The organism is Cupriavidus sp. MP-37 (genome assembly GCF_020618415.1).
GTDB lineage: Bacteria > Pseudomonadota > Gammaproteobacteria > Burkholderiales > Burkholderiaceae > Cupriavidus.
The window spans coordinates 1828472-1853559 of the sequence record NZ_CP085344.1 but is presented as its reverse complement, the minus strand read 5'-3'; the positions used below and the strand labels follow the sequence as shown (position 1 = coordinate 1853559).

The window sequence follows — 25088 nt, the reverse complement described above, 5'->3', positions numbered from 1 at the left end:
GACCCGCCATTGTCGCCGATCCGTGCGCCGCGCACGTCCCGCCACGCCGCGCCGGCCTACTTCAGCATGAACGACATCGCCGACAGGCAGTTCAGCATGCGCACCGCGGCCTGCACCGAATCGGCCTGGAACGACAGCGTCACGCCGTCGCGCCGCTCCAGCGTCGGCCACTGGCAGAACAGGTCGGCGTGCGCCGGCGTCTGGGTCTGCAGGGTGCACGCCACCGGCGCGGCGATGCGCAGGCATTGCGCCTGCGCGCGCTCGCGCACCGCGCTCGCCGCCGCCGCGGCAATGGCCGCGCGCGCGGCCGCCGGCGACAGCGAGGCGCCGCTGCCGAAGCCGCCCGCGGTCTTGGTCTCGACATAGCGCACCCACGGCATCAGCGCATGGGTTTCCTGCACGAACACGTCGTCGCCGCTGGCCATCAGCACCGGCGCACCGAATTCGGCGGCGAGCGCGGCGTACAGCCCGGCCTCGCCGAGTTCCTTGCCGTTGAGCCAGACTCGCGCAAAGGCGCCGCTGTTGATGGTGTGGGCGAGCACGCCGCGGCTCTGCGCGCGGCCGTGGTAGCCGATCATCAGCACGCCGTCGACGCCGGCCTCGACGCCCGCCATCATGCCCAGGTAGCGCGGCTTGCCCAGCACCACCCGCGCGCGCGGGTCGAGCTGGTCCGGCAGCAGGTTGCGGAAACCGCCGTGCGAATCGTTGACCAGCACTTCGGCCGCGCCGCCGGCAAAGGCGCCTTCGATGGCCGCGTTGGCCTCGCCGGTCATCCAGGCGCGCGCGCGTTCGTATTCGCCATTGCCCGGGCGGGTCTGCTCGGCGTGGAACACGCCGGCCACGCCTTCGATATCGGTGGAAACAAGGATTTTCATCAGCAGGTCTGGCGCAGTTCGGGCATCACGTCGAGCAGCGCGGCGCGGCGGTGGCCGTCGCGGCCCTGCACCGGCCCGGCCTGCCACAGCGCATGCAGGATGGCTTGCTCGACGCTGTCGGCCGCGGCACGGAACAGCGGGTCGAGCAGGGTTTCATGCAGCATGGCAACCGCCGGCATCGGCCGCGCCGCATCGTCGGGCACGGTGTACGCGGTCGAGAACGCGAGCGCGATATCGCCCGAGCCATGTCCGAACACGGACCCGGTGCGCGCCAGCCCTGCTCCCGCGCGCAGCGACAGCCGGCGCAGCTGGCGCGCGTCGAGCGGCGCGTCGGTGGCGACGATCATGATGATCGAGCCCTTCTCCGGCTGCGCCGCGCTGGCGGGCGGCGCCAGCCGGCGTGCCAGCTCCGGGCCGACCAGCCGGCCGGCCACGGTCAACGATTCCGGCGTGCCGAAGTTGGCCAGCACCAGCGCGCCGACACGGTAGCCGCCGGCCACGCGCGAAGCCGTGCCGATGCCGCCCTTGACGCCGAACGCCGACATGCCGCGGCCGGCGCCCACGGCGCCCTGTGCGAATCCGGCTCCCGCGTCGGCCAGCGCCGCATCGTAGTGCGAGCCGGCCACCGCCATGCGCTGGATATCGTTCAGGTAGCCGTCATTGCATTCGAACACCAGCGGATTGACCGTTGGCAGTGCGCGGCCGATCTCCGGATTGGCCGCCACCGCGGCGCGGATCTGCGCCTGCGCGACGGTGCCGACGGCAAAGGTATTGGTCAGCGCCACCGGCGTTTCCAGCACGCCCAGCTCGTCCACCTGCACCAGGCCCACACTCTTGCCGAAGCCGTTGAGCACGGTGGCCGCGGCCGGCACCTTGTCGCGGTAAGGATCGCCGCCATGCGGGCAAATCACGGTCACGCCGGTCTGCACGCCGCCGTCGTCGAGCGTGCAGTGGCCGACCGTGACGCCGGCGACGTCGGCAATGCTGTCCAGCGGCCCGGAGGCCAGCGCGCCGATGCGCGGGATCGATGCAGCCATGGTTTCAGCGCCGGTCGATCTTGGGGTCGAGCGCGTCGCGCAGCCCGTCGCCCAGCAGGTTGAAGGCCAGCACGGTGAGGAAGATCGCCAGGCTCGGGAAGATCGCCACGTGCGGCGCGGTGACCATGTCGGCACGCGCCTCGTTGAGCATCGCACCCCATTCCGGCGTAGGCGGCTGCGCGCCCAGTCCCAGGAACGACAGGCTGGCCGCGGTGATGATCGAGGTGCCGATCCGCATCGAGAAATACACCACGATCGACGACACCGTGCCCGGCAGGATATGGCGCATCAGGATGGTCCAGTCCGACGCGCCGATGCTGCGCGCGGCCTCCACATAGGTCAGCCGCTTCAGCATCAGCGTATTGCCGCGCACCAGCCGCGCGAACGCGGGGATGCTGAAGATCGCCACGGCGAAGATCACGTTGGTCATGCCGTTGCCGAGGATGGCGACGATGCCGATCGCCAGCAGGATGCCGGGGAAGGCGAACAGCACGTCGGAGACGCGCATCACGATGCGGTCCCACCAGCCTTCGTAGTAGCCGGCCAGCAGGCCCAGCACGGTGCCGACCACCGCGCCGATGATCACCGACAGGAAGCCCGCCGCCAGCGAGATGCGGGTGCCGGCCAGGATGCGGCTGAAGATGTCGCGCCCGAGCGAATCGACGCCCATCCAGTGCGCGGCCGACGGGCCGGCGTTGAGCGCGTCGTAGTCGAAGAAATTCTCGGGGTCGTACGGCACGATATGCGGCGCCAGGATCGCCACCAGCACCAGCAGCAGCACGAACGCGCCGGCGCCCAGCGCCAGGTGCTGCTTGCGGAATTTGCGCCAGAACTCGGTCCAGGGCGTGCGCACGGCTTCCGGCCCGGAGGCGGTGGCGGATGCCGCTTGCGCTGCGGCGGGCGTGGAAAGCTCAGTCATGCCGGCCTCACTTGTAGCGGATGGTGGGATTGATCACGGTGTAGAGCATGTCCACCACCAGGTTGATCAGGATGAATTCGAGCGAGAACAGCAGCACCTCGGCCTGGATCACCGGGTAGTCGCGCATCTCGACGGCATCGACCAGCAGGCGTCCCAGGCCCGGCCAGTTGAACACTTTCTCTACCACGATCGAGCCGCCCAGCAGGAAGCCGAACTGCAGGCCCATCATGGTCACCACCGGGATCATGGCGTTGCGCAGGCCATGCTTGGCCACCACCAGCGTCTCGCGCACGCCCTTGGCGCGGGCGGTGCGGATAAAGTCTTCCTGCAGCACCTCGACGAACGACGCGCGGGTAAAGCGCGCCATCACCGCCGCCACCGCGGCGCCGAGCGTGACCGAGGGCAATACGTAGTGCTGCCAGGTATCGGCGCCGATCGACGGCAGCCAGCCGAGCTGCACCGAGAACACCTCCATCAGCAGCATGCCCAGCGCGAACGCCGGGAAGGAGATCCCGGAAACCGCCAGCGTCATGCCGAAGCGGTCGGGCCAGCGATTGCGCCACACCGCCGAGCCGATGCCGATCGCCATGCCGAACACCACCGCCCACGCCATCGACGCCACCGTCAGCAGCAGCGTCGGCATGAAGCGGTCGCCGATCTCCTCGCTCACCGGGCGCTTGGTGCGCAGCGAATTGCCGAACTCGCCGCGCAGCGCATTGGAGAAGAAATTGACGAACTGCTCGTGCAGGGGCCGGTCCAGGCCCAGGTCCTTGCGCACCAGTTCGACCGTGGCCGAGTCAGCCTCCGGACCCGCCGCCAGGCGCGCCGGATCGCCCGGCAGCAGGTGGACGAACAGGAACACCAGCACCGCCACGATCAGCAGCGTGGGGATCACGCCCAGCACACGTTTGAGGAAGTAATTCAGCATCACACACCATGAAGAAAGGCCGCGGGCCGCCCGCCTGCGAACCCCGCGTCGCGAGGCAGGCGGCCGCTCTCGGCTTACTGCTTTGCTGCTCGTTGAGTCAGGGTCCTTGAGGCGGCTGGAGTACTGCCCGCGCCCGCCCTCACCCCCGGCCCCTCTCCCGCATGCGGGAGAGGGGAGCAAACCGCCGGAGCTGGAACGACCCGTTGTGTTCTCCCCTCTCCCGCGCGCGGGAGAGGGGCGGGGGTGAGGGCCAGCACCTCAACGAAGTGCCGCCGCTCGTCTCACCCGTCACTGCTTGACATCGATCTCGTCAAAATTGAACGACCCGTCCGGCATCACATACGCGCCGCTCATGCGCTTGCTGCGCGCGAACAGCACCTTCTCCGTCACCAGGAAGGCCCACGGCGCGTCCTTCCAGATGCGTTCCTGCGCGTCCTTGTACAAGCGCGCCTTCTCGCCGCGGTCGGTGGTGCGCAGCGCGCCGGCGATGTCCGCATCGACCTGCTCGTTCTTGTAGTAGGCGGTGTTCAGCAGCTTGGGCGGCATCGACTCCGAGGCCAGCAGCGGACGCAGGGCCCAGTCGGATTCACCGGTCGACGACGACCAGCCCACGTAGTAGATGCGCACGCCGGCGTCCTCGGGCCTAGGCACGCTCTCGACCTTCTCCACGCGCTGGCCGGCTTCCAGCGCCTGCACCTGCGCCTTGATGCCGACCTGCTGCAGCTGCTGCTGCACGAACTGGATCACCTTCTGCGCGGTGGTGTGGTTGTACGCCGACCACAGCGTGGTTTCGAAGCCGTTCGGGTAGCCGGCTTCCTTCAGCAGCGCGCGCGCCTTGGCCGGGTCATACGGCCACGGGCCCAGCTTCTCGGCATAGTCCACACCGTGCGGCACCACGCCCTCGGCCGGCACCGCGTAGCCGGCAAAGGCCACCTTGGCCAAGGCTTCCTTGTTGATGGCGTAGTTGATGGCCTGGCGCACCTTGGGGTCGTTGAACGGCTTGACCATGGTGTTCATGGTCAGGTAGCGCTGGATGATCGACGGCGCGGCGATCAGGTCCACCTTGGGGCTGTTCTTCAGCACCGCTGCCTGCTCGAACGGAATGCTGAAGGCAAAGTCCGCCTCGCCGGTCTGCATGATGGCGGCGCGGGTGTTGTTGTCGACCACCGGTTTCCAGGTGATGGTGTCGATCTTCGGGTAGCCGGTCTTCCAGTAGCCGGCAAACTTCTTGCCCTTGAGGTGGTCGGGCTGCTTCCACTCGACGAACTCGAACGGGCCGGTGCCGACCGGATGGAAGGCAATGTCCTTGCCGTACTTCTGCAGCGCCGCCGGCGAGATCATCACCGCCGACGGGTGCGCCAGCACGTTGATGAACGGCGAGAACGGCTCCTTCAGCGTGACCTTGACGGTGTTGGCGTCGACCACGTCGGTCTTCGCCACGCGGTTGAACAGCGTGTAGCGCTTGAGCTTGTTGGCCGGGTTGGTGACGCGATCCAGGTTGGCCTTGACGGCGGCCGCATCGAAGCTGGTGCCGTCATGGAACTTGATGCCCTTCTTCAGCTTGATGGTGTAGGTCAGGCCGTCCTTGCTGGCCTCGTAGCTGTCGGCCAGCACGTTGACCAGCTTCATGTCCTTGTCCAGCCCGAACAGGCCCTGGTAGAAGGTCTTGCCGACGGCCTGCGACAGCGTGTCGTTCGAGTCGTACGGATCGAGCGAGGTGAAGGTCGAATACACCGCCATCACGGCATCCTTCGCCGCAAAGACGGGGGCCGAAGCCAGCAGGCCCAGGGCGCCGGCGGCAAAGGCGCCGGCCATCCATCGGGGCGAAACCATACGTGCAGACATCGTCGATTCTCCTTGGTGATTTGGTACTTCCAGAACTTCAATAAGCGCCGCCGACGGCATGCCGCGCGACATAGTGGCCGAGCGCCCCGCTGCCCGCGACCGGCACCAGCGGCTGCACCACCGGCTCGTCGCCGACCGCGCGGATCGGGCTAGGGATCTCGTCGTTCAGCGGCTCGCGCCGCAGGTGGCGCCGCGCCGGGGCAGCGATTGGCACCGCCGCCATCAGCTTTTTCGTGTACGGGTGCTGCGGGTTCTCGAAGATCGCCCGGCGCGGGCCGATCTCGACGATCTGGCCCAGGTACATCACCGCCACGCGATGGCTGACGCGCTCGACCACCGCCATGTCGTGCGAGATAAACAGGAAGGCGATGCCCAGCTCGCGCTGCAGGTCCAGCATCAGGTTGACGATCTGCGCCTGGATCGACACGTCCAGCGCCGATACCGATTCATCCGCCACCACCACCTTGGGGTTCAGCGCCAGCGCGCGCGCAATGCAGATGCGCTGGCGCTGGCCGCCGGAAAACTCGTGCGGATAACGCGCCGCGTGCGACGGGTCCAGCCCCACCTTGTCGAGCAGCCAGGCCACGCGCTGCTCGGCGTCCTTGCCGCGGGCAACGTTATGCACCAGCAGCGGCTCCATGATCGAATAGCCGACCGACACGCGCGGATCGAGCGACGCGAACGGGTCCTGGAAGATGAACTGGATATTGCGGCGCAGGGTCTGCAGCGCCGGTCCTTCCATCTTGCTGATGTTCTGCCCGTTGAATTCGATGGTGCCGCTCTGGCTTTCCACCAGTCGCAGCAGCGAACGGCCGGTAGTGGACTTGCCGCAGCCGGATTCCCCCACCAGCGCCAGCGTTTCGCCGGGATAGAGGTCGAAGCTGACCTGCTCGACCGCATGCACGCGCCGCGTCACGCGGCCGAACAGGCCACCGGGGACGTCGAAGCGCGTGACCAGGTCCTGCACCCGCAGGATCGGCGCCACGCCGGGCGCCACCGTATCCTGCGGCGCGGCAGCCTCGGGGCTGGCGCTGTCCAGCCGCAGCAGCGGGAACTTGGCCGGCAGGTCGGTGCCGCGCATGGCGCCCAGGCGCGGCACCGCCGACAGCAGCGCGCGCGTGTACGGATGCGCCGGGGCGCGGAACACGTCGTCGGACGTGCCCTCTTCCACCTTCTCGCCGCGGTACATCACCAGCACGCGGTCGGCCACTTCGGCGACCACGCCCATGTCATGGGTGATGAAGACCACGCCCATCTGCATCTCGGCCTGCAGGCCGCGGATCAGCTGCAGGATCTCGGCCTGGATGGTCACGTCGAGCGCCGTGGTGGGCTCGTCGGCTATCAGCAGCGCCGGCTTGCACGACAGCGCCATGGCGATCATCACGCGCTGGCGCATGCCGCCGGAAAGCTGGTGCGGATAGCGCTCGAGCACGCGGCGCGCTTCGGGGATGCGCACCAGCTCCAGCATGCGCAGCGCCTCGGCGCGCGCCGCCGTGCGGCTCTTGCCCTGGTGCAGGCGGATCGATTCGGCGATCTGCTCGCCCACCGGGAACACCGGGTTGAGCGAGGTCATCGGCTCCTGGAAGATCATCGCCACATCGGCGCCGCGCACGCTGCGCAGCGTGGCGTTATCGGTACGCGCGAGGTCAATCACCTCGCCGCCGCGCCGGCGCAGCAGCATGCTGCCGCTTGCGATCCTGCCGCCGCCATGCTCGACCAGCCGCATCAGCGCCAGCGAGGTCACCGACTTGCCCGAGCCCGATTCGCCCACCACCGCGAGCGTCTCGCCGCGGTCGACATGGAAGGACAGGTTACGCACGGCCTCGACGGTGCGCTCGGAGGTGGCGAAGCGCACGGTAAGCCCGTCGACCTGGACCACGCGCTCGGGCGGCAGGACCAGGCCGGATGCGGAAACGCGCGCTGGCGCTGGGGTAGTGACCACGGGGACTCCTTGTATGGCGGGATGCGGGACAGGCTGGTGCGCGGCGCTTCAGCCGTAGATCGACACGTCGACGGCCCAGCCCACCCGGGCGACTCCGCGATACATGCCTTCGGTGTTGAACGGCAGCGCCACGTTGCCGGCGCGGTCGACCGCGATCAGGCCGCCGCGGCCCTGGATCGCGGGCAGCTTCTCCATCACCACGCGCCGCGCCGCCTCTTCGAGCGACACGCCGGCATAGCGCATCTGCGCCGCGACATCGTGCGCGGCCACGATGCGGATAAACATTTCGCCGGTGCCGGTGGCGGACACCGCCGCGACGTCGTCGGCATAGCAGCCCGCGCCGATCAGCGGGGTATCACCGACACGGCCCGCCTGCTTGTTGGTGACGCCGCCGGTGGACGTGGCCGCCGCGAGATTGCCGCGGCTGTCGCAGGCGACCGCACCCACGGTGCCGAATTTGCTGTCGGGATCGATCGGATCCGTGCCCTGTGCCTGCTGCGCGGCCAGCGTGGCAGCGTCGTGGTCGAGCAAGGCCATGCCGGCGTTGCCGCGCGCACGCTGCCATTGGTCGTGGCGCGCCTGGGTGAAGTAGTAGTCGGGCGCCACCAGTTCCAGCCCCTGCGCCTGCGCGAAGGCCTCGGCGCCGGCGCCGGCAAACAGCACATGCTCGCTGTGGTCCAGCACCGCGCGCGCGGCCAGCACCGGGTTGCGCAGGCGCGTGACGCACGCCACCGCGCCGGCATCGAGGGTGGCGCCATCCATCACCGCGGCATCCAGTTCATAGGTGCCGGCATGAGTCAGCACCGCGCCCTTGCCGGCGTTGAACAGCGGGCATTCTTCGAGCAGGCGCACCGCCTCGGTGACGGCATCGAGCGCGCTGCCGCCATCGGCCAGGATGCGCTGGCCGGCTTGCAGCACCTGTTGCAGCGCTTCGATGTATTCGCGTTCGCGGGCCGCATCCATCGCCGCGCGGGTGATGGTGCCGGCGCCGCCGTGGATGGCAATGACAGCTGCTTGCATAAGGAGACTCAGGGATTCAGGACTTGCGGGTGTTGGACGACCGCGCGCGGCGCGCGCCGGTCTTGGCTTCGGTGGGTTGCACTGGCATCGGAGCGGAGCGGCGCGCGGGCTCGGCTTCGGGCGTGCCATACAGCCACGGCAGCAGGAATTCGGTCATTTCGGCGGCGGCCTTGACCGGCCGTTCGGCCCGATGCGCCACCGCGCCGCACAGCGCCTCGATCAGCGCCAGCACGGTGGCATCGGAATTGGCCGAGAGGCGGTTGCCGGCCTGCGCATACAGCGCGATATCGGCCAGCGGCGCCAGCGGCGAGGTCGGGCCATCGGTCAGCGCCAGCACCTGGCCGCCACGCTGCTTGGCGCGCTGGGCCAGCTCGATGGTGTCGGTGACGTAGCGCGGAAAGGCGATCACGATCAGCAGGTCGCTCGGCTGCAGCTTGAACAGCTGCCGCGCCGCATGCGAGGCGCCGCCCGCGCCCGCCACCGAGGTCACCATGCGGCAGTGCATTTCCAGCCCGTGCTGCAGCAGGCCTGCGAGGAAGCCGCTGGCGCCGAAGCCGGCCACGTAGACGCGCTGCGCGGCGAGGATCGCCGCCACCGCGCGCTCGCACGCGGCCGGATCGAGATTGCGCCGGGTGGCTTCCGCATTGGCCGCGGCGTCTTCCAGCGAGGCCGCGAAGACTTCGGCGGCCGTGGCGGGCCGCTCGAGCTCGCTGCGCAGCCGCTCCACCGGCGCCAGCGTGGCCTCGAAACCGCGCACCAGCTCGGCCCGGAACTGCGGATAGCCATCGAATCCCAGCGCCCGCGCAAAGCGGTTGGCCGTCGCCACCGACACCTCCACCGCCGCGGCGAACTCATCGATGCGCATGGTCGCCGCGCGAAACAGGTTGGCCAGTACGTATTCCGCCATGCGGCGATGCGCCGGCGTCAGCGCCGGCAGGCTGCGTGCAATGCGGTCCGAGATCGAATGGCCAATGGGCATGGTGAAAGCGGCTGGTGTGGGCGGCGCGTCATGGTGCGCTTCGTTGTGAAAATGAATTTACACGCAACCGACTTTCAAGAAAATAGAGTTTTTCCAGACCGAGGGTAATCCCTAGTTTTGCCGGCATTACCGGCACTTTCGCGGTGCAAGCACCGACCCGCTTTGGCGCGGCCCGTGCACCGGCACGGCGTGCGGCGCACCGGAAACGCTACAATGCGGGCCAGCGCCACAGCGCCGGCCGCGGCCCGCGCTCACGGCGCTTTTTCTGTTTTTCACTCAGGCATTTCCCCTCTCGTGATCCGAATCGACCAGCTCGTCCTTCAGCGCGGCACCAAGGTGCTGTTCGACCACACCAGCGTGACGCTCAATCCGGGCGAGCGCGTGGGCCTTGTCGGCGCCAATGGCAGCGGCAAGTCGACGCTGTTTGCGCTGCTGCGCGGCGAACTGCATCCGGACGGAGGCGATGTCAGCGTGCCGGCGCAGTGGCGGGTCGCCCACGTGGCGCAGGAAACGCCGGCGGTGAGCCGCACCGCGGTTGACTACGTGATCGACGGCGACACCCGCCTGCGCGAGATCGAGGCCGCGATTGCCGCGGCCCAGGCCAGCGGCGACGGCAGCGCCGAAGGCGAAGCCCATGCCGCCTATGCCGACGCCGACGGCTACACCGCCCCGGCGCGCGCCGAGGCGCTGCTGCTGGGGCTGGGCTTCACGCTGGCGCAGGTGTCGCAGCCGGTGGCGTCGTTCTCGGGCGGCTGGCGCATGCGCCTGAACCTGGCGCAGGCGCTGATGTGCCCGTCCGACCTGCTGCTGCTCGACGAACCGACCAACCACCTGGACCTCGACGCCATCGTCTGGCTGGAAGACTGGCTGGCGCGCTATCCCGGCACGCTGGTGATGATTTCGCACGACCGCGAATTCCTCGACGCGATCTGCAATGTCACGGTGCATATCGAGAACCAGCAGCTGCGCCGCTACGGCGGGAACTACACGCTGTTCGAAACCCTGCGGCTGCAGCAGATGGCGCAGCAGCAGGCGGCCTACGTGCGCCAGCAGAAGGAAATCGCGCACCTGGAATCGTTCATCACCCGCTTCAAGGCCAAGGCGACCAAGGCGCGCCAGGCGCAGAGCCGGGTCAAGGCGCTGGAAAAGATGGAGCGGCTGGCGCCGGTGCACGTCGCCGCCGGCTTTGCCTTCGAGTTCCGCGAGCCGGATGCGGCGCCCAACCCGATGATGGTGCTCGACGGCGTCGATTGTGGCTACGCCGAAGCCGATCCGCCCGTCACCATCCTGCACAACCTGGCGCTGTCGATCCAGAACGGCCAGCGCATCGGCCTGCTGGGCGCGAACGGCCAGGGCAAGTCGACGCTGGTCAAGACTTTGGCCGGCACGCAGGACCCGCTCAAGGGCAACCTGCGCCTGGGCAAGGGGCTGCAGATCGGCTACTTCGCCCAGCACCAGCTGGAAACGCTGCGCGATCATGACTCCGCGCTGCAGCACCTCGCGCGCCTGGCGCCCGACGTGCGCGAGCAGGAACTGCGCGACTTCCTCGGCAGCTTCAACTTCCGCGGCGACATGGCCACCACGCCGATCGAGCCCTTCTCCGGCGGCGAGAAAGCGCGGCTGGCGCTGGCGCTGATCGTGTGGCAAAAACCCAACCTGCTGCTGCTCGACGAGCCGACCAACCACCTCGACCTCGATACGCGCGAGGCGCTGACGATGGCGCTGGCGCAGTTCGAAGGTACGCTGATCCTGGTCTCGCACGACCGGCACCTGCTGCGCGCCACCGCCGACCAGTTCATGCTGGTGGCCGACGGCACCATCCGTCCGTTCGACGGCGACCTCGACGACTACCGCGACTGGCTGCTGCAGCAGGCCGCGGCCAAGCGCAACGCCGCGGCCGCGGCGCATCAGTCCGAAACCGCCGGAGATGCCGCGGCAACGGTCAACCGCAAGGACCAGCGCCGCGCCGAGGCCGACGAGCGCCAGCGGCTGTCGGCGCTGCGCAAGCCGCTGACCAGGGAACTGGAAAAGGTCGAAAAGCGCATGGCGGTGCTGCAAGCCGCCAAAGCGGAGATCGACCGGTTCATGGCCGACGAAGGCAGCTATGCCGAGGCCAACAAGACCAAGCTGATGGAGATGCTGAAACGCCAGGGCGAGGTCAACGGCGAGCTGGAGACGCTGGAAGAGAAGTGGCTGGAGCTGCAGGAGCAGATCGAGCAGATTGCTTGATCGTTCGGATTCAACACCGACAGCTTCGGCAAACCCCGACACCCTTCGCGGACGCTCCCCTCTCCCGCGAAGTGGGAGAGGGGTGGGGGTGAGGGCCGGAGCATCCACGCAGTACAGTGCGTCGGTATGCCAGCGCCTGCCCTCACCCCCTGCCCCTCTCCCGCATGCGGGAGAGGGGAGCAAACCCGCTGGAATTTGAAGTTCCCATTCAACAAAAAACCGGCGCACACTGAACTGCACCCCAAAAGTTGGACACCAACTTTTGGGGTGTTTTCATGTATAGGTACACCGAGCAGTTCAGACTGTCGGTCATCAAGGAATATCTGCGCGGGCAGGTAGGAGCTGGTGCGCTTGCCAAGCGCCATGGAATAGACGACGGGACGGTGCGACGCTGGGTGGCAGCCTATCGGCTGCACGGTGAAGCCAGCCTGAGGCGCAGGTACAAGACCTACAGCGCCGAGTTCAAGCTCTCGGTGCTTGAGCGGATGCGCCGCCAAGGCTTGTCGCATCGGGAAGTGGCGGCACTGTACGACATTCGCAATATCGGCGCCATTGGTGTGTGGGAACGCCAGTATGATGCTGGGGGTTTAGAAGCTCTGACGCCTCGGCCTAAGGGGCGGCGGCCCAGCAAGATGCCACAACGGACTCCCAAGACAAAGCCATCGCGGTCTTCAGACGACCGTACGCGCACACGCGAGGAACTCCTTGAAGAGTTGAACTACCTGCGCATGGAGAACGCGTACCTAAAAAAGCTCGAAGCCTTGGTTCAAGCGAGCAAGACATCTGCGCAACCCAAAAGGCGCAAATAGTGCTTGAGCTGAGGCAGCAGTACCCATTGTCCGGTTTGCTGAGGGTGGCGGGGCTGGCGCGCAGCACCTTCTACTACCAGCAGGCAGTGCTCCAGGCGCAGGACAAGTATGCGGAGCTGAAAACGCGCATTCGCGAACTCTTCGCCCGACACATGGGTCGTTATGGCTACCGCCGCATCACAGCGGCGATCCGGCAAACCGGTACGGTCGTCAACCACAAGACGGTTCAGCGGCTCATGCACGAGATGGGATTGAAGTCGTTGGTCCGGCCGAAGAAATACCGATCCTACAAGGGCATGGTGGGTCGTGTCGCGCCCAACGTTCTGCAACGGCGATTCCACGCCAAACGCGCGAATCGGAAGTGGGTAACCGACGTGACCGAGTTCAACGTGGCCGGCGAGAAGCTCTACCTTTCCCCGGTGCTGGACCTGTACAACGGCGAGATCATCGCCTACGAGACTGCCCGCAGGCCCGCCTTTGAGATGGTGAGGAATATGCTGAAGAAGGCGTTCCGCCGCCTCGGCCCGAAGGATCGACCCGTACTGCATTCCGATCAGGGCTGGCAGTATCAGATGCCGGCCTATCAGCGAATGCTCAAAAAGCGCAGCGTCCGTCCCAGCATGTCGCGCAAGGGCAATTGTCTGGACAACGCCGCCATGGAAAGCTTCTTCGGCACCCTGAAGTCCGAATTCTTCTACCTGAACAAATTCGCCAGCGTCGAGAAACTACAGCAAGGCCTGGCCCAATACATTCACTACTACAATCACGACCGCATCAAACTCAAACTAAAAGGGCTGAGTCCCGTGAAGTACAGGACTCAGCCCTCTCAAGCCTAGCCAATCACTGTCCAACTTTTTGGGGTCAGTTCACACAGCGCCGGTTTTTCCTTCGAACACCGCCATCCCTCAGCGGAAATTCTTCTCCCTGCGGATCAGCCCCACCGCCAGCGTCAGCGTCAGGATAAACAGCCAGATCAGCGACCACGCCGGCACCGACAGCCCCAGCACCGGCGGCAGCGGCGCGGTGCACAGGCCGTCGGAGTAGAACAGCTGCGGCAGCACCTTGGCGGTGGGCAGCGCGTTGACCCAGTTCTCGAGCGGATCGATGCCGCACGACGCCTTGGGATTGAGCAGCAGCGACACATGGTAGACCGCCACCGCGATGCCGGCGATGCCGGACAGCATGCCCAGGCCCTGCCACAGCGAGCGCGTGTTCTGCGCCACCGCGGCCAGCAGCGAGAAAACGCCGATGCCGACAAAAGCGAAGCGCTGCATCACGCAAAGCGGACAAGGCTGGTAGCCCTTTTCAAACTGCAGGTAGAGCGCGACGCCGACCAGGGCGAAGGAGACGATGGCAATCAGCAGGAAATAGGCGCGGGAATTGGCTTGCATCATTGGAACTCAGGTGATCCGGTAATCGTTGCCGTCGGTGCGAGGGCGCGGCTGTGCTGCGCATTATTACCGATTTTGCCGCGCCTGCCGTTGGCGCCACATGCGGCGCAGGGCCCTGCGCTGTGGCGCATCGACGCGGGGCCTCGCTGCTTCAATCCAGATGCCGCACGCGGTCGATGGCCTGCTCGATGCGCTCCACCGCGATCACTTCGAGCCCGTCGATCTTCTGCTTGGGCGCGTTGGCCTTCGGGATCACGGCCAGCGTGAAGCCCAGCTTGGCTGCTTCCTTCAGGCGCTCCTGCCCGCGCGGGCTGGGGCGGATTTCGCCGGCCAGGCCGACTTCGCCGAACACCACCAGGCCGCGCGGCAGCGGCTTGTTGCGCATCGACGAGTGGATCGACAGCAGCACCGCCAGGTCGGCGGCGGGCTCGGTGATCTTGACCCCGCCCACCGCGTTCAGGAACACGTCCTGGTCAAAGCAGGCGATGCCGGCGTGCCGGTGCAGCACTGCCAGCAGCAAGGCCAGCCGGTTCTGCTCCAGCCCCACCGCCAGCCGGCGCGGGTTGGGCACATGCGCGGTATCGACCAGCGCCTGGATTTCGACCAGCAGCGGCCGCGTGCCCTCCTGCGTCACCAGCACGCACGAGCCCGGCACGGTCTCTTCATGCTGCGACAGGAACAGCGCCGACGGATTGCTGATGCCGCGCAGGCCGCGCTCGGTCATCGCGAACACGCCCAGTTCATTGACCGCGCCGAAACGGTTCTTGAAGGCGCGGATCAGCCGGTGCGACGAATGGGTATCGCCTTCGAAGTACAGCACCGTGTCGACGATATGCTCCAGCACGCGCGGCCCTGCCAGGCTGCCCTCCTTGGTCACGTGGCCGACCAGGATGATGGTGGTGCCGCTGCTCTTGGCAATGCGCGTAAGCTGCGCCGCGCATTCGCGCACCTGCGCCACCGACCCCGGCGCCGAGGTCAGCGCCTCGGAATACAGCGTCTGGATCGAATCGATTACCGCGACCTCGGGCTTTTCCGCTTCCAGTGTGGCCTGAATCTTCTCCAGCTGGATTTCGGCCAGCAGCCCCAGCGACGGACTTTCCACGCCCAGGCGCTGCGCGCGCAACGCGATCTGTGCGCCGGATTCCTCGCCGCTGACATAGAGCACGCGGCGCTGTCCGGCCAGGTTGGCCAGCGCCTGCAGCAACAGCGTGGACTTGCCGATACCGGGATCGCCGCCGATCAGCACCACGCCGCCCGACACCAGCCCGCCGCCCAGGACCCGGTCGAACTCATCGATGCCGCTGGAAAAGCGCGGCACGTCGGCCGCCTCGATCTCCGCCAGCCTGCGCACCGTGGCCGATGCCGCCAGCGGCTGGAAGCGCTTGTTGGCGGCGGATTCCGCCACCGTTTCCACCAGCGTGTTCCACTGCTGGCAATGCGGGCACTGGCCGGCCCAGCGCGGCGTGGTGCCGCCGCATTCGGTACAGGTATAGACAGTCTTGCTCTTGGCCAACGGAGGTCCTTGCAGAAAGAATCGGGCCGGGCGTGAAGCGGCCCGGCCCGCGGAGGTAGCGTAGTGGGCGAAGCGGCCTGGGGCAGCGCACGCGCGCAGAGCGTAACCGGGCGGCGCTGCGCCCGCATCCGCCCCGCTGATCAGGGCAAATCAGGCCAGGTCAGGCGACCGCGGGCGCGGCGCTGTCCGATGCCGTGATGGTCGCCACCGTGGTCGGCACCCGCGGCGCCAGCGCGCACATCAGCTCGTAGCCGACCGTGCCGCTGGCCTGCGCCACTTCGTCGATCGGCAGGCCCTGACCCCACAGCGTGACCGGGCTGCCGACGCGGGCCCTGGGACACGGCGTCAGGTCGACGCACAGCATGTCCATCGACACGCGCCCGACCAGTTCGGTGCGCACGCCGTCGACCAGCACCGGCGCGCGCTGCTCGCCCCAGCCCGAGGCATGGCGCGGGTAGCCGTCGGCATAGCCGCAGGCAACCACGCCGATGCGCATCGGCCGCTCCGCGGTGAACAGCGAGCCGTAGCCGACGGTATCGCCCGGCTGCAGGTCCTGCACCGAGATCAGTTCGCTGTGCAGCGACATCGCCGGCTGCAGCCCGGTGCCGGCGATATCGGCATCGCGGCCGGTGGGCGAGGCGCCGTACACGATGATGCCGGGGCGCACCCAGGCGCGGTGCGCCTGCGGGTGCCACAGCACCGCGGCGGAATTCGACAGGCTGGCCTCGCCCGGCAGGTTGGCGGTGGCGGCGTCGAAGGCCTCGACCTGGTGGGCGATGCCGCGCGGGCCATCGGCATCGGAAAAATGCGTCATATGGACGATGCTGCCCACGCACGGCATGGCGCGCGCGCGCTCCCAGGCGGCGCGGTATGCCGCCGGATGGAAGCCGAGCCGGTTCATGCCGGTGTTGAGCTTGAGCTGGATCGCCAGCGGGCCCTTCGGGCGCGCGCTTTCCAGCATGCGCAGCTGCTCGTCGCAGTGGATCGCGGTGGTCAGCCGGTATTGCTCGATCAAGGCAATGTCCTGCGGCTGGAAGAAACCCTCCAGCAGCAGGATCGGCCCCTGCCAGCCGAGCTCGCGCAGCAGCACGGCCTCATTCAGGTCGAGCAGGCCGAAGCCGTCGGCACCGCGCAGCGCAGCAAACACGCGGCGGATGCCATGGCCGTAGGCGTTGGCCTTGACGACCGCCCAGACGCGCGAATCGGGCGCCTTGCGGCGGATCACGTCGAGATTGTTGGCCAGGGCGGGTTGGTGGATGACGGCTTGGATCGGTCTTGGCATGGAAGTCACATCAGGGTAGCGGACGGGCCGGCAGCGGCGCGGGCGGCAGGTACGCACGACGCAGGCTGGAGGGACGGCTCTGTCTCAGTATCGATGGCGCAAACGTCACCTGTCGGTGTGCCGCAGCACCTACCGGCAAGGGCTGTGGCGACGGTTGTGGCGGCCGATATGCGGGATGCCCGCAATTGGCACGCCCAGGTATCCCAGTCACCATATCCCGCCGGGCGCACACCAGATCAAGGAAAGTCCGGTCCGGCGGGCCGCGGTGGCAGCCGTTATTTGAACACATTCGGATGCTGTTGCCGGGGGTCATCGGGGAATCGGCAAGGCAATTTGCTGTCAAAAAGAGCCGTTGCCGGGGTTCGGGAATGTCATGTTTTCGTGATATAAAGCCGGACGCTCCGGCCATGTTCTAAAAGCGAAGCATTATGTCAATGACTGTCAGGCAAGCCTCACGGCGCCGCAGCGCAGCACCTACGACACAATTCGACACGGCCGCGGCACAAGGTTCCCTGCAAACCATGGCCTCTGCGGCCGGCACCGGCCTGGCCAACCTGAATGGAGCGCGCGATGGAGAGAAAGTCGACAGCATGAAGAAGGGTTTTTACACCATCATGGCCGCGCAGTTTTTTTCCTCGCTGGCCGACAATGCCTTACTGATCGCCGCCATCGCCCTTCTCACCGAATTGCATTCCCCGCAGTGGATGACCCCGCTGCTCAAGCTGTTCTTCGTTCTCTCCTACGTCATTCTTGCCGCCTTCGTCGGCGCCTTCGCCGACTCGATGCCCAAGGGGCGGGTGATGCTCATCACCAACGCGATCAAGGTGGTCGGGTGCGCCATCATGATGTTCGGGCTGCATCCGCTGCTGGCCTACGGCGTGGTCGGCTTCGGCGCGGCGGCGTATTCGCCGGCCAAGTACGGCATCCTGACCGAGCTGCTGCCCCCCGAAAAACTGGTGCTGGCCAACGGCTGGATCGAGGGCCTGACGGTGGGTTCTATCATCCTCGGCACGGTGGTGGGCGGTGCGCTGATTTCCGTGCATGTCTCCGGGCTGCTGCTGCGCCTCGACGTGCCCTGGATCAATACCGGCATCGACACCCCGGCCGAGGCCGCGATGGTCGTGATCATGCTGTTCTACGTGATCGCTTCGGTCTTCAACCTGTTCATCCCCGACACCGGCGCCCGCTATCCGGCGCAGGAAAAGAACCCGATCAAGCTGATCGCCGAGTTCGGCGACTGCTTCCTGGCGCTGTGGCGCGACAAGCTGGGCCAGATCTCGCTGGCGGTGACCACGCTGTTCTGGGGCGTGGGGGCGACGCTGCAGTTCATCGTGCTGAAGTGGGCCGAGAAATCGCTGGGGCTGAACCTGTCGCAGGGCGCGTTGCTGCAGGCCGTGGTGGCGGTGGGCGTGGCCGTCGGCGCGATCCTGGCGGCGGCGCGCATTCCGCTGCGCAAATCGCTGTCGGTGCTGCCGTTCGGCGTGGCGATGGGCGCCACCGTGATGCTGATGGCGTTCTACACCAAGGACGCAATGCCGCAGGTCACGCTCGACGTGCTGGGCCTGCACATGCCGCTGTACATGGCCATCGCCTATGTGTTCCTGATGCTGGTGGGCGCGATGTCGGGCTATTTCGTGGTGCCGATGAATGCGCTGCTGCAGCACCGCGGCCATGTGCTGCTGTCGGCCGGGCACTCGATCGCGGTGCAGAACTTCAATGAGAACGTCTCGGTGCTGCTGATGCTGTGCCTGTATGCGCTGCTGATCAAGCTCAACGTGCCGATCGGCGTGGTCATCATCGCGCTGGGCCTGTTTATCTGCGTGACCATGGCGCTGGTGCTCAAGCTGCACAAGTACAACGTACGCACCTTCAACTCGCTGGCGATGATCGGCGAGGACAAGCACCACTAGCACACCAATCACGGCGCGGCCGCGCCAGAGGCCGGCCAGGCCGCATCAGGCGTCGTCCGGGGCGGCTTGCGGGCCTGCCCGCGGCGGCTCGCCGGTGCGCGCCAGCGCCCGCTCCTGCCACCCCGGCGGCACCACGAACCCGCGCGAGCATTCGCGCCACCAGCCCGGCGCCTGCGGCCCGGCCGGTTCCAGCTCGCACAGCATCACCGGCGACTCGCGGCGCCAGCCGTGGTCATGGCGCGGATCGGCAAAGCGCTGCGCCAGCAGCGCGTGCAGCGCACCGGCGTCCGCCGTGCCGGCTTCCGGCACCAGCGCCCCCGACAGCCACCCGGTACGCGGCAGGCGGCACCAGCGCAGGCCCGGCCGCGCGGCGGCGCGCGCGGCCCAGGTGTCGAGCGTGGACCACCAGCCGTGCAAGTGGTCCGGCGCGATGCCCAGCGTCTCCAGCCCGGCCGGCACCTGGCCGTCGCGATAGAACAGCCAGCCCAGCAGGTAGACTTCGCTGCGGTCGACGGTATGGCCCAGCGCGGCCTGCGCCTCGGCGGTATGCCCCAGCGGCAGCTGGCGGTGCACGATATGGCCGAGCTTGTCGCCGAGGCGGTCGACCAGGTTCGGGCCGACAAAATCCTGCGCCCGCGGCGGCTGGTGGCCGTCTGCCGCCATCAGGTAGAACTTGGCTGCCATTTCCCAGTGGACCACCGCGCCCGAGCCCAGGTCGCGCCAGACGAAATCCAGCTCGCCCAGCGTGCGCACCCCGTGCCGGCCCGCGCGCCGCACCGGCACGTTGGCGGCCAGCAGCGACAGCCCTTCCATATGGCGCAAGGCAAAATGCAGCAGCCGCTCCGCATGCCGGCCGAGGCGCAGGCTGCGGTTGGCAGGGTCGTGGTCGGCATCGGCGGCGAGCGCGGCGTGGCCATCGGCCAGTTCGTCGATGGTGGCGGGAAGCGTGGCGGGATCCGCGCCCTCGAGCCAGCGCTGCCAGGCCTCGAGGGTGCCGGCCGGCCAGCGCGCCAGCGCGGCGCCAGGCACGGCGTCCAGCAGCGGCGGCGACAGCGTGGTCCAGGCCAGGTCACGCGCGCGCGCCGACGCGGCGCGGCGCCACAGCGGCGCGTCCGACGGCCCGGGGCCGTCGCCGCCGCGGGTCAGCGAGAGATCAGGCCCCAGCTCCCGCACGGTCATGGACCTCCCGGGCCAGGCACAGGTCTTCCCAGGCGCGCGCCTTGTCGGTCAGCGTGCGCAGCAGGTAGGCGGGATGGTAGGTCACCACCACCGGGATGCCTTCATACGCATGCACGGTTCCGCGCAGCTTGCCGATGGGCGTGGTGGTGCGCAGCAGTGACTGCGCGGCAAAGCGGCCCAGCACCACGATCACGCGGGGCCTGACCAGCGCGATCTGCCGGCGCAGGAAGGGCTCGCACTGTGCCACCTCTTCCGGTTCCGGGTTGCGGTTGCCGGGCGGGCGGCACTTGAGCACGTTGGCGATGAAGACATTGCGCCCGCGCGCCAGCCCGAGCGCGCCGAGCATGTTGTCGAGCAGCTTGCCGGCCTGGCCGACGAAGGGCTCGCCCTGCAGGTCTTCGTTTTCGCCGGGGGCTTCGCCCACCAGCATCCATTCCGCCTGGCGGTCACCCACGCCGAAGACGGTTTGGGTGCGGGTCTGGCACAGCCCGCAGGCGGTGCAGCCCGCCACCGCGGCATCCAGCGCCGGCCAGTCCATCGTGGCGATGGCCGCTTCACGTTCGCCTTGGGCATCGCCGGCTTCAGGTCCGAGCGGGACCGGCGCTGGCGCAATGCGCTCACGGGCTGCCGGCTGCGCCACGGGTACGGCCAGCGCTGGCTCGGCATGCGCGACCGCAGCTGCAGGCGGCTCGGCCACCGGCATCGCGATGGGCGGCGCCGTGACTTCAGTTTGCGCCTCGGTTTGCACGGCCTTGGGCGCGCGCGGCACCCATTCGGTCGCAATGCCCAGCGCCTCGAGGAACTGTGCACGGCGGCTCATGCCTGCCCCTCCGTGCCTGCGTTGGCGGCATCCTGCGCCGGCCAGGCGCGGCGCAGCACCAGCGCGTCTTCGCGCTTGCCGCCGGGCGCCGGGTAATAGCCCTTGCGGCGGCCGATCTCGGCAAACCCGGCCGCCTGGTACAGCGCGATCGCCCCGGTATTGGAGGGCCGCACTTCCAGCAGCATGGTGTGGATGCGGTGCGCGTGCGAGGTCGCCAGCACCACCGCGAGCATCAGGCGCCCCAGCCCCTGGCGCTGGCGCTGCGGCTCGACCGTGATGTTGAGCAGGTGCATTTCATCGACCACCGGCATCAGCACGGCGTAGGCCACCAGCGTGCCCGCCGGATCGCGCAGCGTCAGGCCGAGATGGCCGGACTTGACCGAGTTCTCGAAGTTGCCGCGCGTCCACGGATGGCTGTAGGCGCGCGCCTCGATCCCCGCCACCGCCTGCAGGTCCAGCGCGCTCATGCGCCCCAGCGACCAGCCCGCCGGCAACGCCGGCATGGCCGGCACCGCGGGCCAGTCGTGGCGGTCGGCGAGGGGATACGCGGCGCTCACGATGCGCTCCCCGGCCGGGCCGCGGCGCGCGCCGCCGCGGCGGCTTCACGTTCCGCGATGGTCTGGGCGACCTTGTCGCGCAGGTAGACCGGCATGGCCTGGTCGGCGTCGATGGCCTCGCCGCGCGCCAGCGCGCGCAGCGCGATGGCAACCATCGGCTGCGCATGGGGCATCGCCTCGGGCAGCACGCGGGCGGCGCGGGCCAGGCCCGCCAGGCGCTCGCCAAACACCGTGGACGCATTGCCGGCCAGCCAGAACTCGCCGGCGGGCAAGGCCACCGTTTCCGGCGCCCCGACCTGCATCGGCGTGACTTCGGCCCACTCCTGCGCGACCGCGTTCCAGCCGAACGCCGCGGCATAGGCCTCGTCCATGCGCGCATCCAGCGCCACCAGCACCGCGGTGCCGTCCGGCAGCGCCGGCGCGGCGGCACGGGCGCGCTCGGCGCATGCCATCAGGGTGTTGACCGGCACCACCGGCAGGCCGGCGCCGAACGCCAGCCCCTGCGCCACGCCGCAGGCGGTGCGCAGGCCGGTGAACGAGCCCGGGCCGGCGCCGAAGGCAATGGCCATGCAATCGCCCAGCGCAATGCCGGCTTCGGCCAGCAATTCGCCGGCGGCCGGCAGCACGCGCGCCGACGAGCGTGCGCCGGTGTGCTCATGGCGCACCAGGCACTCCAGGCCGGCGCCTGCCGCGCGTCCGAGCGCGACCGAGCACCACTCCGTAGAAGTTTCAACAGCAAGAATCCAGGACATGGCGCGATTGTATCCGTTGGGCCCGGAATCGAGGGCTTCTTCGGTTTTATACGGACGGCGCGGCCGCGCCGGGCGGCTATCATCGGGCTGCATTTTCGCAATCCAGACAGCCCACACCGGAGGAACCCCATGAGCGACCTGCAGGCACGCTTCGAACAGGCCCAGATCGACGTCAAGCAACTGAGCGAACGCCCCAGCAATATGTCCCTGCTGCGCCTGTATGCGCTATTCAAGCAAGGCAGCGAAGGCGATGCCCACGGCGACAAGCCCGGCATGACCGATTTCGTCGGCCGCTACAAGTTCGAGGCGTGGGAAGCGCTGCGCGGCACCGCGCGCGAACAGGCGATGGAGCAGTACATCGCGCTGGTGGAAGAGCTGCGCAGCGGCGCCGCCAGCTGAACGCTTCCGGCCCGGCGGCTTCAGGCCGCCGGCGCCGGGCGCGGGCGGATACGCCAGGCCGCCAGCATTGCGCTGGCGATCACCACGCCCACCGCGAGGAAGGTTTCGTCGAAGGCGCGGATGCGCGCCGCCTGGAGCGCGGTGTCGCCGGCCTGGCCCAGCAACGCGCCATGCTCGGCCAGGCGCCACTGCAGCCCCACGCCCGCCAGGCTCACGCCGATGGCCCCGCCCAGCTGCCGCAGGAAGTTGATGCAGCTCGAACCCTGCGCGATCAGCGAGAAGTCCACGCCGCGCATCGCGCCCAGCGTCAGCGATGGCAGGATGCAGCCCAGGCCGATCCGCCCCAGCACGGCCAGCGCCACCAGCACCAGGTAAGGCGTCGCGCGCGAGCCCAGCGCCATCAGCAGGAACGACAGCGACAGCAGCGCCAGCCCGAACGACACCTGAACATGCGGCGGGATCCGGTGCGTGAAGCGCCCCGCCAGCGCAATCGTCAGCGCCAGCACCACGCCCGCCGGGAACAGCACCAGGCCGGCCCGCGACGGCGTGTATTCCAGCGCCATCTGCATATAGACCGGCAACAGGTAGGTCGAGCCGAACAGGCCCGCGCCGTAGATGAAGGCCACCACCGCGCCGGCGGCGAACTGCCGGTAGCTGTAGAGCCGCATGTTCATCAGCGGGTACGCCGCGCGCAGCTGCCACATCACGAAAGCCGCCAGCATCAGCACGCCGAAGCCCGCCAGCGCCAGGCCCGCGGGCACGCTCTCGCGCATCTCGACCACGCCGTTGAGCAGGCTGACCGTGGCGATGCCGGCCAGGCCCAGCCCGCGCCAGTCGAGCGGCTGGCGCTCGCCCATCATGATCGAGTCCACCGCCATGAAGCGGCGCGCCATCAGCACCGCCAGCAGCGTCAGCGGCACCACCACGAAGAAGATCGAGCGCCAGCCGAAGGCCTCGACCAGGAAGCCGCCCAGGCTGGGCCCCAGCGCCGGCGCCAGCACCACGCCGAAGCCGAACAGGCTGATCGCCTTGCCCTGCTCGCGCTCTTCAAAGACGCGCAGGATCAGGATATTAGGCAGCGGCTGCATGATGCCCGCGGCGATGCCCTCGGCCACGCGCATGGCGATCATCACGCCGTAGGTCGGCGAGAAGCCGCCCACCAGCCCGCCCGCGCCCAGCAGCAGCGCCGCGCCCAGGAAGGTGCGCCGCAGCCCGTAGCGGTTCAGCAGCCAGGGGGTCAGCAGCATCGACAGCGTCATCGCGATCATGAAGCTGGCCGCGACCCATTGCGCGCGCTCCTGCCCCAGCACGAAATGCCGGCTCAGGTCCGGAATGGCCACATTGACGATGGTGGACGAGACGATCGACGAGATCGTGCCCAGCATCAGCGTTGCCAGCACCAGCCAGCGCAGCCGTTCGCCGTAGCGCGCGCGCAGCGCCTGCCGGGTCGGCAGGCCCGACTGCTGGCCGGAGCCCTCCGGCGTGGCGGGGCCCTCGCTCACCCCAGCCGCCCGGTGTCGGCGATCTCGCGGATCTTGCGGACGGTGTCGATGTCGGCCGCGTGGTAGGCGGACTTGACGATCTCGGCGTAGCGGTCGTCGCCGCTGGCATCGACGGCGGGCATGGTGGTGTCGTAGATAAAGCGCAGCAGCAGCGCGCCCGGCCCCGGGGTCTCGATCGCCATGGTCAGCGTGCCGCCGGCATGCTCGGCCGTGGCCGCGGTTTCATAACGCACCAGCCGGCGCGGCTCGTAGACCACGTGATCCTCGATCGACGCTTCGCCGAAATGCAGCACGCGGTCGATCCAGTTGTCGCCGCGGTCCACCACCTCGGCGCTGTCCAGGCCCAGCACGAACAGCTCGGGAGACTCGGCGCGCAGCACCAGGCCCTGCCACAGCTGCTCGGCCGTCAGCGGTTCCAGCTGCGGGTTGCCCGGATCGTTGATCTCAACCAAGTGCTCAAAACGCAACTTCACTCTCCCATTTGCGATAAGTCGATATTATGAAGTCTCCGCGTATTCGCGAGACCTTTTTGTCTGCGCACTGCAACATGGGTCGAGCCGCCCCCTCCCACATATCGGCCAGATTCGCGCCCGCTGGAGCCCCGCGCAAACGCCGCGCCCGGCTGGAACATCACTCCTGACAGCAGCTGTCAGGAGACCCGGCGCACAATGCGGCCGCTTTCACCCGGAACGCTGCAGGAGGCTGTGATGGAGTTGCTGATCAATATCGATGTCGACGATCTGGCGCGCGGCATCGACTTCTACGCGCAAGGGCTGGGATTGCGGCTGCAGCGCAAGCTGTTCGACGGCACCGTCGCCGAAATGCTGGGCGGCAATACCCCGATCTACCTGCTCGCCAAGCCCGCCGGCACGCGCCCGACCACGCGCGCCGCGACCCGGCGCGACTATCGCCGCCACTGGACCCCGGTGCATCTCGATTTCGTCGTCGCCGACCTCGAGCAAGCCATCGAACGCGCGCTCGAGGCCGGCGCCGAGATCGAGGACTGGCCGCAGGAGTTTGCCTGGGGCCGGCAGGCCACGCTGTCTGACCCGTTCGGGCACGGGCTGTGTTTTATCGAGTGGAAGGGCCAGGGCTACGGCGCGGTAGCCGACTGAGCCGGACGGTGCGCGCGGCGCGGTCGTTTTCGGACAATTCGCCTGTTGCCGGCTGTGCCGGAATGCCACATTTCCATGCAGCGTC

General features: G+C 68.2%; 22 protein-coding genes. 5 read left to right on the top strand and 17 right to left on the bottom strand.

The annotated features are described in order from the left end of the window. Positions 1-56: 56 nt before the first annotated feature. From LIN44_RS08705 to LIN44_RS08670, 8 genes are all read right to left on the bottom strand, one after another. Positions 57-875 carry a M55 family metallopeptidase gene (locus LIN44_RS08705; protein WP_227311820.1) on the bottom strand — a complete coding sequence of 273 codons (819 nt, stop codon included), beginning with the start codon at positions 873-875 and terminating at the stop codon, positions 57-59. Then, positions 875-1912 (bottom strand): P1 family peptidase, encoded by a 1038-nt coding sequence (locus tag LIN44_RS08700; RefSeq protein ID WP_227311819.1) that lies wholly within the window; start codon positions 1910-1912, stop codon positions 875-877. Before LIN44_RS08700 ends, LIN44_RS08705 begins: the two co-directional genes overlap by 1 nt. A 4-nt stretch (positions 1913-1916) precedes the next feature. Next, complete coding sequence (gene gsiD / locus LIN44_RS08695; RefSeq protein ID WP_227311818.1) at positions 1917-2831, bottom strand: glutathione ABC transporter permease GsiD; 915 nt, start codon at positions 2829-2831, stop codon at positions 1917-1919. Positions 2832-2838: 7 nt separating this feature from the next. Further along, the gene (gsiC, locus tag LIN44_RS08690) at positions 2839-3759 is read right to left on the bottom strand and encodes a glutathione ABC transporter permease GsiC (protein ID WP_227311817.1); all 921 of its coding nucleotides are present in this window, start codon (positions 3757-3759) and stop codon (positions 2839-2841) included. 288 nt (positions 3760-4047) lie between these two features. Next, positions 4048-5604 (bottom strand): glutathione ABC transporter substrate-binding protein GsiB, encoded by a 1557-nt coding sequence (gene gsiB / locus LIN44_RS08685; protein WP_227311816.1) that lies wholly within the window; start codon positions 5602-5604, stop codon positions 4048-4050. 37 nt (positions 5605-5641) lie between these two features. Then, positions 5642-7546 carry a dipeptide ABC transporter ATP-binding protein gene (locus tag LIN44_RS08680; protein WP_227311815.1) on the bottom strand — a complete coding sequence of 635 codons (1905 nt, stop codon included), beginning with the start codon at positions 7544-7546 and terminating at the stop codon, positions 5642-5644. Positions 7547-7594: 48 nt separating this feature from the next. Then, positions 7595-8566 carry an isoaspartyl peptidase/L-asparaginase family protein gene (locus tag LIN44_RS08675; protein WP_227311814.1) on the bottom strand — a complete coding sequence of 324 codons (972 nt, stop codon included), beginning with the start codon at positions 8564-8566 and terminating at the stop codon, positions 7595-7597. A 16-nt stretch (positions 8567-8582) separates the two neighbouring features. Continuing rightward, entirely contained in the window at positions 8583-9545 is a 963-nt protein-coding gene (locus LIN44_RS08670; RefSeq protein ID WP_227311813.1) for a MurR/RpiR family transcriptional regulator, read from the bottom strand. Positions 9546-9839: 294 nt separating this feature from the next. On the opposite strand from LIN44_RS08670, the gene LIN44_RS08665 reads away from it, so the two are divergent. After that, on the top strand, positions 9840-11774 hold the full coding sequence (locus LIN44_RS08665; RefSeq protein WP_227311812.1) for an ATP-binding cassette domain-containing protein: 1935 nt from the start codon (positions 9840-9842) through the stop codon (positions 11772-11774). 275 nt (positions 11775-12049) lie between these two features. After that, positions 12050-13419 (top strand): IS3 family transposase gene (locus LIN44_RS08660; RefSeq protein ID WP_227314337.1). Its coding sequence is split into 2 segments (ribosomal slippage): positions 12050-12533 and positions 12533-13419, totalling 1371 coding nucleotides; the frame shifts between segments, so codons are not numbered across the junction. Between the two features lie 69 nt (positions 13420-13488). Here the strand turns inward: LIN44_RS08660 and LIN44_RS08655 are convergent. From LIN44_RS08655 to alr, 3 genes are all read right to left on the bottom strand, one after another. Continuing rightward, on the bottom strand, positions 13489-13974 hold the full coding sequence (locus tag LIN44_RS08655) for a disulfide bond formation protein B (protein ID WP_227314366.1): 486 nt from the start codon (positions 13972-13974) through the stop codon (positions 13489-13491). Between the two features lie 151 nt (positions 13975-14125). After that, positions 14126-15487, bottom strand: coding sequence for a DNA repair protein RadA (gene radA / locus LIN44_RS08650; RefSeq protein WP_227311811.1), 1362 nt, complete (start codon positions 15485-15487; stop codon positions 14126-14128). A 160-nt stretch (positions 15488-15647) separates the two neighbouring features. Then, on the bottom strand, positions 15648-16769 hold the full coding sequence (gene alr, locus LIN44_RS08645) for an alanine racemase (RefSeq protein ID WP_227311810.1): 1122 nt from the start codon (positions 16767-16769) through the stop codon (positions 15648-15650). A gap of 590 nt (positions 16770-17359) precedes the next feature. Between alr and lplT the strand changes: the two genes are divergently transcribed. Next, a complete protein-coding gene (lplT, locus tag LIN44_RS08640; protein WP_227314365.1) occupies positions 17360-18679 on the top strand; it encodes a lysophospholipid transporter LplT in 1320 nt (439 codons plus the stop codon). Between the two features lie 45 nt (positions 18680-18724). Here the strand turns inward: lplT and LIN44_RS08635 are convergent, their stop codons facing one another. From LIN44_RS08635 to tsaB, 4 genes are read right to left on the bottom strand one after another with little or no spacing between them, the layout of a single operon-like run. Further along, positions 18725-19858 carry a DUF1853 family protein gene (locus LIN44_RS08635; RefSeq protein ID WP_227311809.1) on the bottom strand — a complete coding sequence of 378 codons (1134 nt, stop codon included), beginning with the start codon at positions 19856-19858 and terminating at the stop codon, positions 18725-18727. Further along, positions 19833-20678 (bottom strand): uracil-DNA glycosylase family protein, encoded by an 846-nt coding sequence (locus LIN44_RS08630; protein ID WP_227311808.1) that lies wholly within the window; start codon positions 20676-20678, stop codon positions 19833-19835. The genes LIN44_RS08635 and LIN44_RS08630 overlap by 26 nt, the downstream gene beginning before the upstream one ends. Continuing rightward, positions 20675-21235: a ribosomal protein S18-alanine N-acetyltransferase gene (gene rimI / locus LIN44_RS08625; RefSeq protein WP_227311807.1), complete on the bottom strand. Its 561-nt coding sequence runs from the start codon at positions 21233-21235 to the stop codon at positions 20675-20677. The genes LIN44_RS08630 and rimI overlap by 4 nt, the downstream gene beginning before the upstream one ends. Beyond that, a complete protein-coding gene (tsaB, locus tag LIN44_RS08620) occupies positions 21232-21987 on the bottom strand; it encodes a tRNA (adenosine(37)-N6)-threonylcarbamoyltransferase complex dimerization subunit type 1 TsaB (protein WP_227311806.1) in 756 nt (251 codons plus the stop codon). The genes rimI and tsaB overlap by 4 nt, the downstream gene beginning before the upstream one ends. Before the next feature lie 129 nt (positions 21988-22116). Here tsaB and LIN44_RS08615 point away from each other — a divergent pair, with 129 nt between their 5' ends. Next, entirely contained in the window at positions 22117-22386 is a 270-nt protein-coding gene (locus LIN44_RS08615; RefSeq protein WP_012353003.1) for an acyl-CoA-binding protein, read from the top strand. 20 nt (positions 22387-22406) lie between these two features. On the opposite strand, the gene LIN44_RS08610 is transcribed toward LIN44_RS08615, so the two are convergent. Both LIN44_RS08610 and LIN44_RS08605 read right to left on the bottom strand, forming a co-directional pair. Further along, positions 22407-23888, bottom strand: a complete 1482-nt coding sequence (locus LIN44_RS08610; protein WP_227311805.1) for a DHA2 family efflux MFS transporter permease subunit — start codon at positions 23886-23888, stop codon at positions 22407-22409. After that, the gene (locus tag LIN44_RS08605; protein ID WP_227314364.1) at positions 23885-24355 is read right to left on the bottom strand and encodes an SRPBCC family protein; all 471 of its coding nucleotides are present in this window, start codon (positions 24353-24355) and stop codon (positions 23885-23887) included. The genes LIN44_RS08610 and LIN44_RS08605 overlap by 4 nt, the downstream gene beginning before the upstream one ends. Positions 24356-24595: 240 nt before the next feature. Here LIN44_RS08605 and LIN44_RS08600 point away from each other — a divergent pair, with 240 nt between their 5' ends. Next, entirely contained in the window at positions 24596-25003 is a 408-nt protein-coding gene (locus LIN44_RS08600; RefSeq protein ID WP_227311804.1) for a VOC family protein, read from the top strand. The last annotated feature ends 85 nt before the right edge of the window (positions 25004-25088 follow it).

Excerpts from the sequence above, each read along its gene's own strand:
- gsiB (WP_227311816.1), bottom strand. The coding sequence starts at position 5,604 with ATGTCTGCACGTATGGTTTCGCCCCGATGGATGGCCGGCGCCTTTGCC.
- LIN44_RS08705 (WP_227311820.1), bottom strand. The coding sequence starts at position 875 with ATGAAAATCCTTGTTTCCACCGATATCGAAGGCGTGGCCGGCGTGTTC.
- LIN44_RS08700 (WP_227311819.1), bottom strand. The coding sequence starts at position 1,912 with ATGGCTGCATCGATCCCGCGCATCGGCGCGCTGGCCTCCGGGCCGCTG.
- lplT (WP_227314365.1), top strand. The coding sequence starts at position 17,360 with ATGAAGAAGGGTTTTTACACCATCATGGCCGCGCAGTTTTTTTCCTCG.
- LIN44_RS08670 (WP_227311813.1), bottom strand. The coding sequence starts at position 9,545 with ATGCCCATTGGCCATTCGATCTCGGACCGCATTGCACGCAGCCTGCCG.
- LIN44_RS08675 (WP_227311814.1), bottom strand. The coding sequence starts at position 8,566 with ATGCAAGCAGCTGTCATTGCCATCCACGGCGGCGCCGGCACCATCACC.
- LIN44_RS08655 (WP_227314366.1), bottom strand. The coding sequence starts at position 13,974 with ATGCAAGCCAATTCCCGCGCCTATTTCCTGCTGATTGCCATCGTCTCC.
- LIN44_RS08635 (WP_227311809.1), bottom strand. The coding sequence starts at position 19,858 with ATGACCGTGCGGGAGCTGGGGCCTGATCTCTCGCTGACCCGCGGCGGC.
- gsiD (WP_227311818.1), bottom strand. The coding sequence starts at position 2,831 with ATGACTGAGCTTTCCACGCCCGCCGCAGCGCAAGCGGCATCCGCCACC.
- tsaB (WP_227311806.1), bottom strand. The coding sequence starts at position 21,987 with ATGTCCTGGATTCTTGCTGTTGAAACTTCTACGGAGTGGTGCTCGGTC.
- alr (WP_227311810.1), bottom strand. The coding sequence starts at position 16,769 with ATGCCAAGACCGATCCAAGCCGTCATCCACCAACCCGCCCTGGCCAAC.
- LIN44_RS08600 (WP_227311804.1), top strand. The coding sequence starts at position 24,596 with ATGGAGTTGCTGATCAATATCGATGTCGACGATCTGGCGCGCGGCATC.
- LIN44_RS08615 (WP_012353003.1), top strand. The coding sequence starts at position 22,117 with ATGAGCGACCTGCAGGCACGCTTCGAACAGGCCCAGATCGACGTCAAG.
- LIN44_RS08630 (WP_227311808.1), bottom strand. The coding sequence starts at position 20,678 with ATGAGCCGCCGTGCACAGTTCCTCGAGGCGCTGGGCATTGCGACCGAA.
- gsiC (WP_227311817.1), bottom strand. The coding sequence starts at position 3,759 with ATGCTGAATTACTTCCTCAAACGTGTGCTGGGCGTGATCCCCACGCTG.